The organism is Streptomyces sp. NPDC051172, from assembly GCF_040682555.1.
GTDB lineage: Bacteria > Actinomycetota > Actinomycetes > Streptomycetales > Streptomycetaceae > Streptomyces.
In genome coordinates this window covers 104,274-121,300 of record NZ_JBFBBE010000014.1, presented here as the reverse complement: position 1 = coordinate 121,300, position 17,027 = coordinate 104,274, and the positions used below count along the sequence as shown (strand labels likewise).

The window sequence follows — 17,027 nt, the reverse complement described above, 5'->3', positions numbered from 1 at the left end:
TCATGTGCCGCTCTCCTCCTCGATCTCGACGGCCTGGTCCAGGAAGTGGGCGAGCAGCACGACGACCGCGCTGGCGACCTCCATGCCGATGGCCGCGTTCAGCAGCGGGACGGTGCCGCCGGAGGACAGCGTGTTGAAGGTGCCGTACGGCAGCAGGGTGTTGGCGAGGAAGGCGGTGCCTCCGATCAGGCCCGCGATGCCCATGACGAGGTAGCCGGAGGCGGCGAGGGCGTCGGCGACCTCGTAGGCGCCGATCGGCCTGATGCGTTCCAGGGCCGCGTAGTCGGCGCCCAGGTAGAGCAGGTGCAGGGCGGTCGCGGCGACCACTCCGCCCTGGAAGCCGCCGCCGGGGCTGAGTTGGCCGTGGGCGATGACGTACAGGCCGCTGAGCAGGGCGACGGGCAGGACGACGAGGGCGTAGCGGCGGACCGGCAGGGCGACCTCGGCCGGTTCGGGGCGGGCCCGGTGTTCGTCGCGGGTCTGGCGCAGCAGCATCACGCAGCCGAGGACGGCGGAGAACAGGATGGTCATCTCGCCGAGAGTGTCGAAGGCGCGCTGGTCGAAGTTGACGGAGGAGATGGTGTTGGCGGTCTGCCGGGCCAGGGAGGCGTGCACGGCCCGGTCGCCGTAGGGGTGGCTCTCGCCGCCGAAGTGCGGCAGGTCCAGGCAGGCGGCGACGAGCAGGGCGGCCAGGCCCGCGCCCCCCACGAGCAGCACCCACAGGCGGGCGCGCCGGGTCACCGCTCACGCTCCTTGCGCTGTCCGCGCCGCCTGACCTTGCGGACGGTGAGCATCAGCAGCAGCGGTGTCAGCGCGGAGCCGACGGCCAGCTGGGAGAGCCCGACGTCGGGTGCCTGGTCCACCGTGAACAGGGCGGCGAGGACGATGCCCAGGAGGGACAGGACGAGGGCCTGGCGCATGGGGTCGCGGGTGGCCACGGCCGCGGTCGCGCAGGCCGCGACCAGCAGCAGTGTCACGACGATCACCGCGTCAGCCACCGCGGACCCCCCGGAATCCGCCGGCCAGGGCCCGCGAGGCGATGATGTTCCCGCTGACCAGCAAGGCGCCGATGACCAGCAGTTTCACCATGGCGCGGCCGGGCCCGGTGGCGACGCACAGGGCGGTCACGGCGGCCGCGCCGAGCCCGGCGACCGTCAGGGTGGGGCCCCAGGCGCGCGGCGGGTCCTCGGCGAGTTCCTCGGCGAGCAGCCGGGCGAAGACGAGGGTGCCGACGGGGCCGAGCAGGGCCAGGAGGAGGCCGAGGTCGACGTAGGAGGGGCGGTTGTAGGCCTGGGACAGGAGCAGCAGGCTCGGGCAGGCGAGTGCGGTGGACAGGTTCTGGGCCACGACCCGTCGGCGCAGCGGACCGGTGGTCACGCCCCACAGTGCGGTGCCCAGGCCGCCGGCGAGGCCGATGGCGGCGGCGAGCGCCCAGCCGTTCATGTCCCGCTCACCGCCCGTCGTGCGCCCCGGGCCGCGAAGGCCGCCACTCCGGCGCAGCTCGCGCCGACGACGAGTTCCAGGGTGTCGACGGTGCTGATGAGGACCAGCCACAGCAGGCCGAGCGCGATCCACCAGCCCAGCAGCTCGGCCACGGTGAACAGGGCCGTTCGCGGGGTCATGCGCCACCTCCTCGGGCTCTGCTCGCACACCGTCACGGGCGGGATGTCCGGTACGTCCGTCCCGCGGCATCCAAACATCGCGGCGGGCGCCCCGGGCGGCGGCGCGCTGGCTTCCACCGCCGGAGTGCCCCTACGGCAGGAAGGGAAACCGCGGGGGCGCCTGGGCGGAGTCGACCTGGCGGGGGCATTCTCGGCCGTTGAGCGGGTAACCGCCTTACAACGCAGGGAAGTTGAAGACTGGAGGACCTGATGGCCCGTGCAGCCTTACGACCACGTTCAGCATTGCGCCTGCGTACGACCAAGACCGACGCGTCCGAGAAGCCGAAGAAGTCGGCGAAGGGGAAGAAGCCGGAGAAGGCGAAGAAGTCCGCGAAGCCCGGGGCCAAGTCGCAGTCGGCCCCTCGTGAGCGGCGTGGCCTGGCCCTGCCGATCCGCCTGCTGGCGATGGTGTGCGCCTTCGGGTTCATGGTGGCCTTCGCCGCGGTGCTGGCCCGGCTGACCCTGGAGCCCTCCCCGGCCTCGGCGGGGATCGCTCACACGAACTTGCATCCGGGAACCACTCTGCGTCTCTATTTGGACCAGCCGGCGTTCCAGGACGCCGTGAAGCAGATCGGTGGCAATGTGCTGCTGGGTGTGCCGTTCGGCATCCTGGTGCCGGTCGTCGCGCCGCGGGCACGCGGGTTGCTGCAGGTGCTGATGCTGACCGCAGTGGTGATGCTGCTGGTGGAGTTCGCCCAGGGAGCGCTGATCGTAGGCCGGGCCTTCGACATCGACGACGTCATCCTCAACACGACCGGTGCGCTGGCGGGTTACGTCCTGCTGGGGCGGCGGCTGGGCCGGGCGGTGCATGCACGGGAGCGGCTGCCACGGCGGGCGGCGAAGCGGGCAAAGGACGCATAGACACACCGCTCGACTCCTGGTCCGTACCAAAGTATTGACGACCCCTTATCTCACTCCTTAAATCAAGAGGCGACGCCTTCACCCCCACCTCGGCCGGACGCCCTCCCTGCGCCCGGCCGCCGTACGGAAGGAAGTCCCGTGGCCTCCCCACGCCTGCTGCGCAGATGTCTGTTCGCCGCCCTGTCCGCCGTACTGGTCGCGTCCGCCGCGACCGGTGCGGCACAGGCGGATCCGCCCGGGGCGACCACCGCCACGGTGGCGTTCTCCGACACTTTCGACGGCCCGGCAGGAGCTGCGGTCGACTCGTCGAAGTGGCAGACCGAGACCGGAGACAACGTCAACAACCACGAGCGGCAGTACTACACGTCGGGCACCAAGAACGCGGCCCTGGACGGCCAGGGCCATCTGGTGATCACGGCGCGGCGCGAGAACCCGGCCAACTACCAGTGCTGGTACGGGACCTGCCAGTACACCTCGGCGCGGCTGAACACCTCGGGGAAGTTCAACGCCCAGTACGGGCACGTCGAGGCGCGGATGAAGATCCCGCGGGGTCAGGGCATGTGGCCCGCGTTCTGGATGCTCGGCACGCCGGTCAACTGGCCGGATTCGGGCGAGATCGACGTCATGGAGAACGTCGGGTACGAGCCGTCCACCGTGCACGGCACCATCCACGGCCCCGGCTACTCCGGGTCGGGCGGCATCGGCGCCGCCTACTCCCTGCCGAACGGGCAGGACTTCGCGGACGCCTTCCACACCTTCGCCGTCGACTGGGCGCCCGACTCGATCACCTGGTCCGTGGACGGCACCGTCTACCAGCGGCGCACACCCGCCGATCTGGGCGGCAGGACCTGGGTGTTCAACAAGCCGTTCTTCCTGATCCTGAACCTGGCGGTGGGCGGCTACTGGCCCGGCGACCCGGACGCCTCCACGTCCTTCCCGCAGCAGTTGGTGGTGGACTCGGTGTCGGTCACGACCAGCGGCTCGGCCACCGGGGCGGCGATCAGGGGACTGGCCGGAAAGTGCGTCGACGTGGCCGGGGCGAACTCCGCCAACGGCACCCCGGTCCAGCTCTACGACTGCAACGGCACCGCCGCCCAGCAGTGGACCGCGGGCTCCGACGGCACCCTGCGTGCGCTCGGCAAGTGCCTGGACGTCGCCGGCAACGGCACCGCGGACGGCTCGACCGTCCAGCTGTGGGACTGCACCGGCGGCCCGAACCAGAAGTGGACGGTCACCGGGGCGAACGACATCGTCAATCCGCAGGCGGACAAGTGCCTCGATGCGACCGGGAACAACTCGGCCAACGGCACCCGGCTGCAGATCTGGACCTGCTCGGGCGGCGCCAACCAGAAGTGGACGGTCGGCTGAGCCGGGCTGTCAGTGCAACTTCCAGGTGAACTTGTCGCCGCCGACCCAGCGCACCACGTCCGGGTCGTCCATGTCGTGCACCGTGATACCGAAGGCGGCGGCCGCCTCCAGGACGTCGGTGACGGACTTGGCCTCACCGATCACTTCGCCGTCGATCTCCACGATCCGGAACGGCGGTGTTCCCGGCTGCACACCGAGGACCATGATCCGCGGATTGGAGATGTAGGGAGCTGCTTGTTCGGTCATGCAATAGAGCGTAGGACGCATCGGGCCCAGGTTGCTCGGGGGTGTCAGCGCCGCAGCAGCTCGAGCACCGCCGCCTGGACGGCGCCCCGCGTCGCGGGACGGCCGAAGCCCCCGTGTTCGCCCAGCCGGGTGAGCACGGGGGCGATGGTCCCGCCCTGCTCGAAGAACTCCACGACCCGGGGATCGATGGTGCCTCCTCGGTGACGACGGCGAGGGCGACGGCGGCGAGGACCGTGGCGTGCCAGGTGCGGAAGGCCTTGGCGGTGGTCTGGGTGCCGGACAGCCGGCGCAGCGCCTCGTCGAGGTCGTCGCCGTGCTGGTCGGGCCAGGCGTGCCGGTCCCAGTACACCAGCAGCCGCTCACCGCCGCTGCGGCGGCGCAGCAGGGCCCGTACGACGGGCCGCAGGTCTCGCTCCCACGGGTGTGCCGGTCGCTGCCGATACGGAAGAAGCCGAGGTCGAGCAGGCGCACGGCGCAGGCGGTGACCCGGGAGCGGGACAGGTCGCGACCGGCGAGGTCCAGAGCGACGCTGGCGCGCCTTTCGGGCAGGGCGCGGGCGGCCTCTCGGACGTGTTCGCGCTCGGCCTGTTCCTGCTGGGCGCGGAACTGCTCCTGGTAGAGGTGCCGGGCGGTGCCCTGCGTCGTCGGTGCCGACGGCCTCGAGGTGGCCGCCCGGCCGGGGACAGATCCACACGTCCCGCCAGGCGGGCGATACGACCAGCACCCGGATACGGGCCAGGTGCCCGGGGACCTTCAGCGGCACGGCCGGTCTCGCCCAGGCAGCGGAAGCCGGGGCCGTCGCAGGAGCTGGTGCGCAGTCTCACGGCGGCGGGCTCAGGGGCGACGCCAGTCGTCGCTCTGGAGGTGGGAGCCGGCCTGCGGGCCCATCCGGAGCATGCCGCCGTCCACGCTCCAGGAGGCGCCGGTGACGTAGGAGGCGTCGGGGCTCGTGAGGAAGGCGATGACGGCGGCGACCTCGCGTGCGTCGCCGGGGCGTCCGGCGGGGATGCCGGGGCGGGGCTCGGTGTGCACGTCGGTGTCCTCCTGGCCGGTCATCGGGGTGGCGATCTCGCCGGGCGCGACCGCGTTGACGGTGATGCCGTACTCGGCCAGCTCCAGGGCCATGACCTGGGTGAGCAGTCCGAGGCCGCCCTTGGCGGCGCAGTACGGGGCGGCGCCGACCCGCGGCTGGTGTTCGTGGACGGAGGTCACGTTGACGATCCGGCCGCCGTCGCCCTGCCGGATCATGTGCCGCGCCGCCCGCTGCCCGCACAGGAACGGGCCGATCAGGTCGACCTCGACGACCTCGCGCACCGTGTCGAGCTCCAGGTCGAGGAAGGGCGTCATGGTGCCCGTACCGGCGTTGTTGACCAGCACGTCGAGGCGGCCGAGCCGGTCGCAGAGCTCGTCGACGGTGCCGGCGGCGGTGGGCAGCCGGGTGAGGTCCATCTGGGCCACGGCGGCCCGCTGCCCGTGGGCGCGGACCTCCTCCGCGGTCTCCTCGGCGCCCTTGAGGTCACTGTGCCAGGTGATGCCGACGTCCATGCCCGCCCGGGCGAGCCGGACGGCAGTGGCGCGGCCGATGCCGGAGTCGGAGCCGGTGATCACGGCGACCTTGGCGGGAGCTGATGTGGACATCGCCGACCTCCTCCTGGGCGCTGCAGGGTGCGCATCGCAGTACCCGGATGCGGGCGGGACAAACCGTGCGGGGTGCCCGGGGCTGGGGAACCCTGGAGGTGGAGGTCACCATGGATCCCGTCGAGGCACTGGAGCGGATCGCCTTCCTGCTGGAGCGGTCCCTGGCGCCGACGTACCGCGTCCGCGCCTTTCGTACGGCGGCCCGCGTGCTGACGCCCCTGCCCGCTGACGAGGTGCGCGAGCGGGCGGCTGCCGGGTCGCTGGAGTCGCTCAAGGGCGTCGGCCCGAAGACCGCTCAGGTCGTCCGGGAGGCGCTGGCCGGAGAGGTGCCCGGCTATCTGCGCAAGCTGGAGGGCGAGGCGGGGGCGCCGAGCGAGGACCAGGCCGGTGCGGGGTTGCGGGCCAGGCTGCGCGGGGACTGCCATCTGCACTCGGACTGGTCGGACGGCGGCAGCCCGATCGAGGAGATGGGCCGGGCCGCGCAGGCCCTCGGGCACGAGTGGGCCGTGCTGACGGACCACTCCCCGCGGCTGACCGTGGCGCGCGGCCTGTCTGCCGAACGGCTGCGGGAGCAGCTGGAGGTGGTGGCGGAGCTGAACACCACCTGGGCACCGTTCCGGCTGCTCACCGGTATCGAGTGCGACGTCCTCGACGACGGCTCGCTGGACCAGGAGCCGGAGCTGCTTGAGCGGCTCGACGTGGTCGTGGTGTCGGTGCACTCCAAGCTGCGCATGGACACCCGCTCCATGACCCGCCGGATGGTGGCCGCCGTACGCGATCCGCACTCCGACGTGCTCGGGCACTGCACCGGGCAGCTGGTGACCGGCCGGGGGCGGCCCGAGTCGGAGTTCGACGCCGACGAGGTGTTCGCCGCGCTGGCCGAGACGGGCACCGCCCTGGAGATCAACAGCAGGCCCGAGCGGCTCGATCCCCCACGGCGGCTGCTGCGCCGGGCGGTCGAGGCGGGGGTGCTGTTCTCGGTCGACACCGACGCGCACGCGCCCGGCCAGCTGGACTGGCAGATCCTCGGCTGTGCCCGGGCCGAGGAGTGCGGGGTGCCGGCCGAGCGCGTGGTGAACGCCTGGGGCCTGGACGAGCTGCTGGCCTGGACCCGCTCGCGGCGCACGCCCGCAGGAGTGACAGGAACCTGACGTGGTACTCGGGGCAGCGGAAGAGCAAAGGAGCGCGCATGGAACGGGCGGCCGTGTTCGACGTCGACGGAACCCTCGTCGACACCAACCACCTGCACGTGGCGACCTGGTGGGAGGCCTTCCGGCAGGCCGGGCACAAGGTGCCCATGCACGCCATCCACCGGTCCGTCGGCCTCGGCTCCGAGGACCTCATCGCCCGGCTGCTGGGACATCGGCGGGACCCGGACCGGGACGCCGAACTCAGCGCCGCGCACAAGGCGTTGTACGGCCAGTACTTCGACCGGCTGCCCGCGTTCGAGGACGCCGGCCGGCTGCTGCGGCGCCTCGACCACGACGGCTGGACGGTGGTGCTGGCCACCTCCGCGAGCGGCCCGGAACTCTCCGCGCTGCGCCGCGCGATCTCCGCCGACGACGCGATCACCGGCACCGCGAGCGCGGAGGACGTAGAGAAGGGAAAACCGGCCCCCGAGCCCGTCGAACGCGCCCTGGAACTGGCCGGGGTGCCCGCCGAACGGGCGGTCTTCGTCGGTGACACCGTGTGGGACATGCGCGCGGGCAGCAACGCCGGCGTGCGCTGTCTGGGCGTGCTGTGCGGCGGCATCCCGCGCGCCGATCTGAAGGAGGCCGGAGCCGAGGCTGTGTACGACGACCCCGCGCATCTGCTGTCCGACTTGAAGAACAGCCCGCTGGCCTGAGCGGCCCAAGCGGGTGACGCAGATCACCACACACGGTGCCGAACACCGGAACACCCAGCGGTAGTTCGCCGTTGAACAAACCGTGGGTGCGGATGGGACAGTGTCCCCGGGCCTCACCATTCGCCCACAGGGACGATCGTTCGGCCGAAGCCCTGTGGAGCCCTTCGCCGAGAGGCGACCGCCATCCGTGCCCACCACCAGCCGAGCCCCGACCGGCCTCCCCCGTCCGGTCGGGGCTCTTTCCTGTCCGCGCCCGACCGCATTGGTCAGCGCTTGACTTCGAGAGCACTCCAATCCGTAGCGTTCTCGGCATGAGTACTGGCACTGCACAGCACAAGATCGGATCCGGTTTCGGCGCCACGAGCACGGCCGACGACGTCCTTCAGGGCGTCGACCTGACCGGCAGGCTCGCCGTCGTCACCGGCGGCTACTCGGGGCTCGGCCTGGAGACCACGCGCGCCCTGACCAAGGCGGGCGCCCGGGTCGTCGTCCCGGCCCGCCGCCGGGCCACCGCCGAGGAAGCGCTGGCCGGCCTCGACGGCGTCGAGGTGGACGAGCTCGACCTCGGCGACCTGGAGAGCGTGCGCGCCTTCGCCGAGCGCTTCCTGGCCTCCGGGCGGACCCTCGACATCATGATCGACAACGCCGGGATCATGGCCTGCCCGGAGACCCGGGTGGGGCCCGGCTGGGAGGCCCAGTTCGCCACCAACCACCTCGGCCACTTCGCCCTGGTCAACCGGCTGTGGCCGGCGATCGCGCCCGGTGGCGCCCGCGTCGTCTCCGTCTCCTCCCGCGCCCACCACTTCTCGGGCATGCGCTGGGACGATGTCCACTGGACGCAGGGCTACGACAAGTGGCAGGCCTACGGGCAGGCCAAGACCGCGAACGTCCTGTTCGCCGTCCACCTCGACAAACTCGGCCGCGACACCGGCGTGCGCGCCTTCTCACTGCACCCCGGCGGCATCATCACCCCGCTCCAGCGGCACATCCCCAAGGCCGAGATGATCGAGCGCGGCTGGATCGACGAGGACGGCAACGTCCTCAACCCCGAGGGCTTCAAGACCCCGCCGCAGGGTGCGGCCACCCAGGTGTGGGCGGCGACCTCGGCGCAGCTGGACGGCCTCGGCGGCGTCTACCTGGAGGACTGCGACATCGCCGAGCTCGCGGTCGACGGCTCGACCAGCGGCGTCAAGGACTGGGCGATCGACCCCGAACAGGCCGCTCGGCTGTGGGAGTTGTCGGCGGAGCTGACGGGCGTGAACGCCTTCGCCTAGGAGTCACCACGTTCCCTGGGCCCGTACAGGGCGGCGGGTGCGCCGGTCGCCAGGGCCCAGTAGCGGTCGCCGTAGGACCAGTGCCACCACTCGGTGGGGTAGTTGACGAGCCCGCAGGCCGTCAGCGCCCCGCCGAGCAGGGCACGGTTGGCGCGGGCCTCGTCCGTGATGTTCGGGGCATCCGTGTAGCAGGCGCCGTCGCTCTGCTCCGGGTTGGCGTTCATCTCGGTGCCCAGGTCCAGTTCGCGGCCCTCGGTGTCGGCGAGCGTCAGATCGACGGCCGCGCCCGCGCTGTGCGGAGCGATCTCGGGCGGGGAGACGTAGCGGCTGGCGGCGGTGCGGATGCGGTCGGCCGGCCAGTCCGGGTTTGCGGCGCGCAGTTCGTCGGCGTACCGCTCGAAGTAGCGGCGCTGGAGGGCCGGCGGCCGGTATCCCTCCACGAACAGCAGGCGCAGTCCCTCGGGGAGCAGTGCCTGTGCGGCGAGGAGGCGGTCGAGGACGCCCCGGCGCAGCTGGACCTCGGCGCCGTGCGAATCCGTGTGCTTGCGGTCGTCGACCAGGAGTTCCTCTCGTACGTCGACGAGGGGTTCGCCGTTCTCCGCGACGGGGACGGCGGCGACCCGGGCGTCGGACATCAGGATGATCTCGCTCATGTCTTGATCATCTCCTGGCCGCGCGGCCCGGAATCGCCGCGGTTTCAACCGGTCATGAACTCCCTCAGGTCTGCGGTGAGTTGCTCGGCGTGGGTGACGAACAGTCCGTGGCCCGCGTTCTCGTAGACCTTGAGCGTGGCATCGGGGGCGAGGGCGGCGGCTCGACGGCCCGTCGCCTCCAGGGGTGCCGAGACGTCGTGCGTGCCGTGCACGACGAGCAACGGCACCTCCAGCTCGGCCAGTTCGGGGGCGACGTCGAGGGTGACGATGGTCTCCTGGACGGCGCTGGAGGCCCGCGCGGTGGACACCAGGCAGCGGTCGCTGAGGTAGCGCACGTAGGCGGGCGAGACGTCGTTGCCCGGCCGGTGCAGGGCGAAGAAGTCGCGCAGTGCGTCGGGGTCGCTGAAGAACGCCGCCCGGTCGCGCAGGAAGACCGCGTTGCCGGCCCGCATGACCGCGGCGTCCCAGCCGTCCGGGTTGCCCTCCGTGCGGACCACGCCCGGGGCGATGCCCGCCACGAGCGCGACACGGGTCACCCGGCCGCTGCCGTGCCGGGTCAGGCAGCGCACGATCTCCGCGCTGCCCACGGAGTGGCCGATCAGCGTCACCGCGCGCAGATCCAGGTGGTCCAGCAGGCCGTGCAGGTCGTCGGCGAGGGTGTCGAGGTCGTAGCCGTTCCACACGTCGTCGGAGCGTCCGTGCCCGCGCCGGTCCAGGCCCACGCAGCGGTAGCCCTCGCCCGCCAGCGGCAGCATCTGGAACTCCCACATCTCGGTGCCCAGGTAGGCGCTGCTGACGAAGACGGCCACGGGGCCGTCGGCCGGTCCGTAGTCGACGTAGTGCGGCCGCGCGCCATCGGCGGGGCCGGCGAAATACGGCATGGGACGTCCTCCTGCGATCCGGTGGGGTGGGTGCGTCCTCCATGGTTCCGGGGGCCGGTACGGGCGTCGATCACGTCCGCGGTCATTCGGCCGCTTCCGCGTGTCCTCGCCCCGGGCCGGGTACTCGGTCACTCCGTTTCGGACGGTGCGGCCGGAAGGAGACGAAGGTGAGCAGCGCAGTGGGCAGCAGGATCGTGGTCACGGGTGCCACCGGCAACGTCGGCACCAGTGTGGTGCGCCTCCTCTCCGAGGAGGCGCAGGTGGGGTCCGTGCTGGGTCTGGCCCGGCGGATTCCCGAGTGGTCGCCGGCCAGGACCGAGTGGTCCGCGGTCGACCTCGCGTCCCAACAGGCCGATCTGGTCAAGGAGTTCGAGGGCGCCGACGCGGTCGTCCATCTGGCGTGGGCGTTCCAGCCCACGCATGATCCGGCGGCGACCTGGCGCACGAACGTGCTCGGGAGCATCCAGGTGTTCGAGGCGGTCGCGGCGGCCCGGGTGCCGACGCTCGTGCACGCGTCGTCGGTGGGCGCCTACTCTCCGGGGCCGAAGGACCACGCGGTGGACGAGTCGTGGCCGACCCACGGCTGGCCGGATGCCGCGTACTGCCGGGAGAAGGCCTATCTGGAGCGCACCCTGGACACCTTCGAGCGTGACCACCCGGAGGTGCGGGTGGTCCGGATGCGGCCCGCGTTCCTCTTCAAGCGCACGTCGGCGAGCGAGCAGCGCCGGATCTTCGGTGGCCGCTTCCTGCCGGGCCCACTGGCGCGCCCGGAGCTGCTGCCCTTCCTCCCCGACATTCCGGGTCTGCGGGTGCAGGCGCTGCACACCGACGACGCGGCCAGGGCGTACCTCCTCGCGCTCGGCTCCGAGGTCCGCGGCGCCTTCAACCTGGCGGCCGAGCCCCCGGTCGACGCCGAACTCCTCGCTCAGCTGCTGGACACCCGCCCGGTCCGCCTCCCCCGCGTCGCGGCCCGCTCGGCGATCGCCGCCGCCTGGGGCCTGCATCTGCTGCCCGCGTCGCCGCATCTGTTCGACGCGGTGCTGCGGCTGCCCCTGATGGACTGCACCCGCGCGCGTGCCGAGCTGGGCTGGCACCCGGAGCATGAGGCGACCGAGGTCCTGGAGGAGTTCCTGCACGGCCTGCAGCACGGGGTGGGGGCGCGGACCGAGCCGCTGCGGGGGCGCAAGGCGGGCTGACGGTACGAGGTCTATGTGGTCTCGGTGGTCTCGGTGGTCTCGGTGGTCTTGTCGAGACGTTCGCGCTGCGGCACCACCGTGTACTTGGGGTCCTCCGCCGAGGCGATGCCCGCCGCGAAGACGCCGAAGCGGGTGCACGCCGATCCCGCGAGCAGGGCGAGCCCGGAGGCGACCGCGGCGCCACGCCGTCCGCCGAAGAGGGCGGCGGTGACGGCACCACCGGCGGTGAGCAGCTGCGCCGCCCGGAGCAGTGCGCCCGCCCGGTCCTCCCGCCAGGTCTCGGCGACCATGCCCAGGCGCTGCTCGGCCGCCTTCGTGACCACCGCGTCGGCCAGCGCCGCCAGCCCGGCGGCGCACCGGGCCGGGGCATTCTCGCTCGTGGGTCCGACGACGAGGGCCATCCCGGACGCGGCCGCGGTGGCGGACGCCGCGAACAGGTACGGCAGCTCCCGGTGGACGCCGTGCCAGGCCGGTACGGCGGTGTCGGCGGCCAGCACCCCGGTGTAGGTGGCGACCGCGGGGCCCAGGAGTGCGGCGGCGCCGGTCGCCGCGCCCCCGAGACGCGGCGCCCGGCCGGTCACTGCGCTCGCGGCGGCCGCACCCGCCACGGGCCCGTAGGCGCCGAGCAGCCAGGACCCCACGCTCATGGGCGAGGTGGGCTTGAACACCCGCAGCATGTTCGCGAACCGGCTCGGCTTGCCCAGGTCGTGGATCAGGGCGGCGGCCGACAGGGAGACGGAGGCCAGCGAGGAGACCTTCAGTGCCGTCGCGGTCGTCGTACGCCCGGTCACGTGCGCCCCCGCCGCGAGCACCGACCCCGCTCCGGCGAGCCCGCCGAGGAAGAAGTACCCGGCGATGTCGGGAGCGGCCCAGGAGGGCGCCTTGATGACCGGACGGCCGTAGTAGGACTCGAACTCGGCCCGGGGAACGACGGGTTGCTCACCCCGCCGCCGCCTGCGTCCCGCACGCACGGTGGTGCTCATCGCCGACCCCTTCCCGTGAGCGCGAAGCAGGCCGCGAGGCCGCCCAGCAGGGACAGGGCCGCGGCCCCCGCGTGCTTCCACATCTCCGGCAGGTCCCGGGTGGTGACCACGGGGTCCGGTGGCAGCCCGTACACCTCGGGCTCGTCCAGGAGCAGGAAGAAGGCGCCGTCGCCGCCCACGCCGTCGTCCGGGTCGTGGCCGTAGAGCCGGGCGTCGGTGACGCCCGCCTCGTGCAGCTGGTCGACGCGCAGCGCGGCCCGCTCGCGCAGTTCGTCGAGCGGGCCGAACTGGATGGACTCGGTGGGGCAGGCCTTGGCGCAGGCCGGTTCCTGTCCTGCACCAAGGCGGTCGTAGCACATCGTGCACTTGAACGCGCGTCCGTCGTGCGGGCGCTGCTCGATGACGCCGTACGGACAGGCGGGCACGCAGTAGCCGCAGCCGTTGCAGATGTCCTCCTGGACGACGACCGTGCCGAACTCGGTGCGGAAGAGCGAGCCGGTGGGGCAGACGTCGAGGCAGGCCGCGTGGGTGCAGTGCTTGCACACGTCGGAGGACATCAGCCAGCGCAGCTCGCCGTCGCCGCCGACCGGTGCCTCCTGCGCGGTCGACCCGCCCTCGACCAGCGGGAGTTGAGTACGGCCGTCCGGGCGCGGCTGCTCGATGAAGGCCACGTGCCGCCAGGTCGAGGCGCCGAGCGCCTGCGTGTTGTCGTACGACATGGCCGTGAGCGACAGCCCGTCCTGCGGGATGGCGTTCCACTCCTTGCAGGCTACCTCGCAGGCCTTGCAGCCGATGCAGACGGAGGTGTCGGTGAAGAAGCCGACGCGGTCCTCGCTCACTTGCGTGCCTCCGTTCCGGTGTCCGGGGTGATACCGGCCCGCGCGCGGTACTCGGCGACCAGCCTCGGCAGGTCCGGGCCGCGCGGGCGGCGGCCGACGCGGATGTCGGCGGTCAGCGCCTTGTCCTCCTGGATGTGGGCGTTGGGGTCGAGGGCGATGGCCAGCAGTTCGTTGGCTGCATCACCCTTCGCGACACCGTTGGGCCCCCAGTGGAAGGGCAGGCCGATCTGGTGGACCGTGCGGCCCTGCACCCGCAGCGGCCGGATCCGGTCCGTCACCAGCACGCGTGCCTCGACGGCGTTGCGGGCGGTGACGATCGTCGCCCAGCCGCCGTTCTCCAGGCCGCGCTCATGGGCCAGCGCGGGCGAGACCTCGCAGAAGAACTCCGGCTGCAGCTCGGAGAGATACTCCGACCAGCGGCTCATGCCGCCCGCCGTGAAGTGCTCGGTCAGGCGATGCGTGGTGACGACGTACGGAAAGACTTCGGCGCCCTTGTCGTCTCCGCTGGGGTGGTAGCGGTTGCCCTCGCGGGGCAGCAGCCGGCGCACCGGGTTGCGCGGGGTCGAGGGGTGCAGGGCGTTGGGGAACGGCGAGTCCTGCGGCTCGTAGTGGGTGGGCAGCGGGCCGTCCTCCAGGCCTGCGGGGGTGAACAGCCAGCCCTTGCCGTCGGCCTGCATGATGAACGGGTCGTCGCCGCGCAGCGCGTCGGAGCCGACCGCGTCCTCGTCCGGCACGAAGTCCGGTGCACGGTCGGGGACGAAGTCCGGAACGTCACGCCCGGTCCACTTCCCCTCCTCCGCATCCCACCAGACGTACTTCTTGCGCTCGCTCCAGGGCGTGCCGTCGGGGGCGGCGGAGGCGCGGTTGTAGAGGATGCGGCGGTTGGCGGGCCAGGCCCAGGCCCATTCGGCGGCCACCCAGTCCTGCTCCCAGTGGGGTTTCCTGCGGGCGGCCTGGTTGACGCCGTCGGCGTAGACACCGCAGTAGATCCAGCAGCCGCAGCGGGTGGAGCCGTCGTCCTTGAGTTCGGTGTAGGCGCTCAACGGGGTGTCGTCGGGCCCATGGCCGCTGATCTCGGCGAGCACGGCGTCGGCGACGGGCTCCTCGATGTCCCCGGTGACCGGGTAGTCCCAGGTCAGGTCGAGGACCGGGCGGTCCATGGGGTCGGTCGAGCCGGCCAGCTTCTCCTTGATGCGGCGGCCCAGGTGGTACATGAACCACAGGTCGCTGCGGGCGTCACCCTCGGGTTCCACGGCCTGGTGGTGCCACTGCACCCAGCGGTTGGTGTTGGTGAAGGAGCCGGACTTCTCGGTGTGGGAGGCGGCCGGGAAGAAGAACACCTCGGTCCCGATGTCCTCGGTGCGCAGCTCACCGGTCTCGATCTCGGGCCCGTCCTTCCACCAGGTCGCCGACTCGATCAGGGAGAAGTCGCGCACGACCAGCCAGTCCAGGTTGGCCATGCCCAGGCGCTGCAGGCGGGTGTTGGCGGAGCCGACGGCCGGGTTCTCGCCGAGCAGGAAGTAGCCCTTGCAGTCGCCGTCGAGCTGGGCCATGACCGTGTCGTAGGTGGAGTGGGAGCCGGTCAGCCGCGGGATGTGGTCGAAGCAGAAGTCGTTGTCGGGAGTGGCGGCGTCCCCGTAGTAGGCCTTCAGCAGACTGACGAGGTACGCCCGCATGTCGGCCCAGAAGCCCTTCACCGTGCGGGTCGTCTCGACGAAGTTGTCGAGGTTCATGTCCTCGTGGGCGTGCGGCATCGGGATGTAGCCGGGCAGCAGGTTGAAGAGGGTGGGGATGTCGCTGGAGCCCTGGATGGAGGCGTGGCCGCGCAGGGCCTGGATGCCACCCCCGGTGCGGCCGATGTTGCCGAGCAGGAGCTGGAGGACGCAGGCGGCGCGGATGAACTGGGCGCCGGTGGTGTGCTGCGTCCAGCCGACGGCGTAGCAGAAGGCGCTGGTGCGCTCGGGCCCTGAGTTGGTCGTCAGCGCGTCGCAGACCTGCCGGAAGGTCTCGCGGGGGATGCCGCAGACCTCCTCGACCATTTCGGGGGTGTAGCGGGCGTAGTGCCGCTTGAGGATCTGGTAGACGCAGCGCGGATGCCGGAGCGTCTCGTCCGTCGGGGCGCGGTGCCCCGTACGCGCTCCGCCGGAGCCGTGCGCCTCGGCGCCGGCGGACTTGCGGGTGCGCTCCTCGTAGAGTTCGTCGGCCTCGCCGGCCGGCTGCTGGATCTCGACGCCCTCGTACTGCCAGCTGGCGGGGTCGTAGTGCTTCTTCTCCTCGTCGAGGCCGGAGAAGACGCCGTCGAGGTCCTCGGTGTCGCGGAAGTCCTCACCGACCAGGGTGGAGGCGTTGGTGTAGTTGAGGACGTACTCGCGGAAGTCCTTCTCCTCGGTCAGGACGTGGTTGATGATTCCGCCGAGGAAGGCGATGTCGGTGCCCGCGCGGATGGGCACGTACAGGTCGGCGAGCGCGCTGGTGCGGTTGAAGCGCGGGTCGACGTCGATGATGGTGGCGCCGCGCTTCTTGGCCTCCATCACCCACTGGAAGCCGACCGGGTGGCACTCGGCGAAGTTGGAGCCCTCGATGACGATGCAGTCGGAGTGCTGCAGGTCCTGCATGAAGGTGGTGGCGCCGCCACGGCCGAAGGAGGTGCCGAGCCCGGCGACGGTGGAGCTGTGGCAGACCCGGGCCTGGTTCTCCACCTGCACCACGCCCAGGCCGGTCAGCAGCTTCTTGATGAGGTAGTTCTCCTCGTTGTCGAGGGTGGCGCCGCCGAGACTGGCGATGCCCAGGGTGCGCGCGGTGCGCATCCCGTCGCGCTCCCACTCCCAGGTCTCACGCCGGGTGCGCAGGACCCGCTCGGCGACCATGTCCATGGCCATGTCCAGGTCGAGCGGCTCCCAGTCGGTGCCGTGCGGGCGGCGGTAGAGCACCTGGTACTCACGGGCCGGCCCGGTGGTCAGCTGCAGGGTCGCCGACCCCTTGGGACACAGCCGCCCGCGGCTGACCGGGGAAGCTGGGTCGCCCTCGATCTGTACGACCTTCTCGTCCCGCACATAGACCTGCTGGCCGCAGCCGACCGCGCAGTAGGGACACACGGACTGCACCACGCGCTCCGCGCTGTCCGTGCGGGGACGCAGGCCTTCGGTGTACGAGGATTTCGCAGCGCTCCCCCGGCCCGTACGGTCGGTGCCGGTGAGCTGCCGATAGACGGGCCATGCGCGGACCCGGTCGCCGATACCCATGGTGGCTCCCTGTCGCGGTCAGGCCGGGGACTCGTCCGGAGTGGGGTGCTCGGGATGGACGGTGGCCGATCGGGGCCCGTCCCGCCGCCCGGTACCGGCCTCGTCGGTGTCCGGCACCTCGTCGTCGGACTCATCGGCTTCCATGTCCGGCACGGGGATGTCCAGCGGGTCCTCGCCCTCGGCGACCTGCTGGTCGGGCAGATCCCGCGGCACGGGCTCGCCGCCCTGGCCTGCGTCATGCCGTTCGGCCACGGCGCACTCCCTTCACGTCGTTCGAGCGAGACGCGAGTACCTCCGCCGGTGACCTACGAAACCTGGGGGTGCGTCCCGAAAGGGACG

Annotated in this window: 19 protein-coding genes; 6 read left to right on the top strand and 13 right to left on the bottom strand. The window is 71.9% G+C overall.

Annotated features, from left to right (window positions below):
• Genes AB0N07_RS11485 through AB0N07_RS11470 form a run of 4 tightly spaced genes read right to left on the bottom strand, consistent with a single transcriptional unit; the run spans nt 1 to nt 1,622 of the window.
• A complete protein-coding gene (locus AB0N07_RS11485) occupies nt 1–741 on the bottom strand; it encodes an MnhB domain-containing protein (RefSeq protein WP_365834024.1) in 741 nt (246 codons plus the stop codon).
• Nucleotides 738–998: a hydrogenase subunit MbhD domain-containing protein gene (locus AB0N07_RS11480; protein WP_365834023.1), complete on the bottom strand. Its 261-nt coding sequence runs from the start codon at nt 996–998 to the stop codon at nt 738–740. The genes AB0N07_RS11485 and AB0N07_RS11480 overlap by 4 nt, the downstream gene beginning before the upstream one ends.
• Nucleotides 991–1,443, bottom strand: coding sequence for a monovalent cation/H+ antiporter complex subunit F (locus AB0N07_RS11475; RefSeq protein WP_365834022.1), 453 nt, complete (start codon nt 1,441–1,443; stop codon nt 991–993). The genes AB0N07_RS11480 and AB0N07_RS11475 overlap by 8 nt, the downstream gene beginning before the upstream one ends.
• Entirely contained in the window at nt 1,440–1,622 is a 183-nt protein-coding gene (locus tag AB0N07_RS11470; protein WP_365834021.1) for a hypothetical protein, read from the bottom strand. Before AB0N07_RS11470 ends, AB0N07_RS11475 begins: the two co-directional genes overlap by 4 nt.
• Before the next feature lie 249 nt (nt 1,623–1,871).
• Here AB0N07_RS11470 and AB0N07_RS11465 point away from each other — a divergent pair, with 249 nt between their 5' ends.
• Both AB0N07_RS11465 and AB0N07_RS11460 read left to right on the top strand, forming a co-directional pair.
• Complete coding sequence (locus tag AB0N07_RS11465) at nt 1,872–2,522, top strand: VanZ family protein (protein ID WP_365834020.1); 651 nt, start codon at nt 1,872–1,874, stop codon at nt 2,520–2,522.
• A gap of 138 nt (nt 2,523–2,660) precedes the next feature.
• A complete protein-coding gene (locus AB0N07_RS11460; RefSeq protein WP_365834019.1) occupies nt 2,661–3,890 on the top strand; it encodes a family 16 glycosylhydrolase in 1,230 nt (409 codons plus the stop codon).
• Nucleotides 3,891–3,899: 9 nt separating this feature from the next.
• On the opposite strand, the gene AB0N07_RS11455 is transcribed toward AB0N07_RS11460, so the two are convergent.
• From AB0N07_RS11455 to AB0N07_RS11445, 3 genes are all read right to left on the bottom strand, one after another.
• A complete protein-coding gene (locus tag AB0N07_RS11455) occupies nt 3,900–4,136 on the bottom strand; it encodes a hypothetical protein (protein ID WP_365834018.1) in 237 nt (78 codons plus the stop codon).
• Nucleotides 4,137–4,180: 44 nt separating this feature from the next.
• A complete protein-coding gene (locus AB0N07_RS11450; protein WP_365834055.1) occupies nt 4,181–4,309 on the bottom strand; it encodes a hypothetical protein in 129 nt (42 codons plus the stop codon).
• A gap of 661 nt (nt 4,310–4,970) precedes the next feature.
• A complete protein-coding gene (locus tag AB0N07_RS11445) occupies nt 4,971–5,774 on the bottom strand; it encodes an SDR family oxidoreductase (RefSeq protein WP_365834017.1) in 804 nt (267 codons plus the stop codon).
• A gap of 110 nt (nt 5,775–5,884) precedes the next feature.
• On the opposite strand from AB0N07_RS11445, the gene AB0N07_RS11440 reads away from it, so the two are divergent.
• The 3 genes from AB0N07_RS11440 (at nt 5,885) to AB0N07_RS11430 (ending at nt 8,894) form a co-directional block, all read left to right on the top strand.
• Nucleotides 5,885–6,925 carry a PHP domain-containing protein gene (locus tag AB0N07_RS11440; protein WP_365834016.1) on the top strand — a complete coding sequence of 347 codons (1,041 nt, stop codon included), beginning with the start codon at nt 5,885–5,887 and terminating at the stop codon, nt 6,923–6,925.
• Nucleotides 6,926–6,963: 38 nt separating this feature from the next.
• A complete protein-coding gene (locus AB0N07_RS11435) occupies nt 6,964–7,620 on the top strand; it encodes an HAD family hydrolase (RefSeq protein ID WP_365834015.1) in 657 nt (218 codons plus the stop codon).
• A gap of 311 nt (nt 7,621–7,931) precedes the next feature.
• Nucleotides 7,932–8,894, top strand: a complete 963-nt coding sequence (locus AB0N07_RS11430; protein WP_365834014.1) for an SDR family NAD(P)-dependent oxidoreductase — start codon at nt 7,932–7,934, stop codon at nt 8,892–8,894.
• Here the strand turns inward: AB0N07_RS11430 and AB0N07_RS11425 are convergent.
• Both AB0N07_RS11425 and AB0N07_RS11420 read right to left on the bottom strand, forming a co-directional pair.
• Entirely contained in the window at nt 8,891–9,547 is a 657-nt protein-coding gene (locus tag AB0N07_RS11425; RefSeq protein WP_365834013.1) for a M15 family metallopeptidase, read from the bottom strand. The two genes, AB0N07_RS11430 and AB0N07_RS11425, sit on opposite strands and share 4 nt — an antisense overlap.
• A gap of 44 nt (nt 9,548–9,591) precedes the next feature.
• Nucleotides 9,592–10,428 carry an alpha/beta hydrolase gene (locus AB0N07_RS11420; RefSeq protein ID WP_365834012.1) on the bottom strand — a complete coding sequence of 279 codons (837 nt, stop codon included), beginning with the start codon at nt 10,426–10,428 and terminating at the stop codon, nt 9,592–9,594.
• A 167-nt stretch (nt 10,429–10,595) separates the two neighbouring features.
• Here AB0N07_RS11420 and AB0N07_RS11415 point away from each other — a divergent pair, with 167 nt between their 5' ends.
• Complete coding sequence (locus tag AB0N07_RS11415; protein WP_365834011.1) at nt 10,596–11,624, top strand: SDR family oxidoreductase; 1,029 nt, start codon at nt 10,596–10,598, stop codon at nt 11,622–11,624.
• An 11-nt stretch (nt 11,625–11,635) separates the two neighbouring features.
• Here AB0N07_RS11415 and nrfD read toward each other — a convergent pair whose 3' ends face one another.
• Genes nrfD through AB0N07_RS11395 form a run of 4 tightly spaced genes read right to left on the bottom strand, consistent with a single transcriptional unit; the run spans nt 11,636 to nt 16,940 of the window.
• Nucleotides 11,636–12,607, bottom strand: a complete 972-nt coding sequence (gene nrfD, locus AB0N07_RS11410; protein ID WP_365834010.1) for an NrfD/PsrC family molybdoenzyme membrane anchor subunit — start codon at nt 12,605–12,607, stop codon at nt 11,636–11,638.
• Nucleotides 12,604–13,446 carry a 4Fe-4S dicluster domain-containing protein gene (locus AB0N07_RS11405; RefSeq protein WP_365834009.1) on the bottom strand — a complete coding sequence of 281 codons (843 nt, stop codon included), beginning with the start codon at nt 13,444–13,446 and terminating at the stop codon, nt 12,604–12,606. Before AB0N07_RS11405 ends, nrfD begins: the two co-directional genes overlap by 4 nt.
• The gene (gene fdh / locus AB0N07_RS11400) at nt 13,443–16,688 is read right to left on the bottom strand and encodes a formate dehydrogenase (protein WP_365834008.1); all 3,246 of its coding nucleotides are present in this window, start codon (nt 16,686–16,688) and stop codon (nt 13,443–13,445) included. The genes AB0N07_RS11405 and fdh overlap by 4 nt, the downstream gene beginning before the upstream one ends.
• Before the next feature lie 18 nt (nt 16,689–16,706).
• Nucleotides 16,707–16,940, bottom strand: coding sequence for a hypothetical protein (locus AB0N07_RS11395; RefSeq protein ID WP_365834007.1), 234 nt, complete (start codon nt 16,938–16,940; stop codon nt 16,707–16,709).
• Nucleotides 16,941–17,027: the final 87 nt, after the last annotated feature.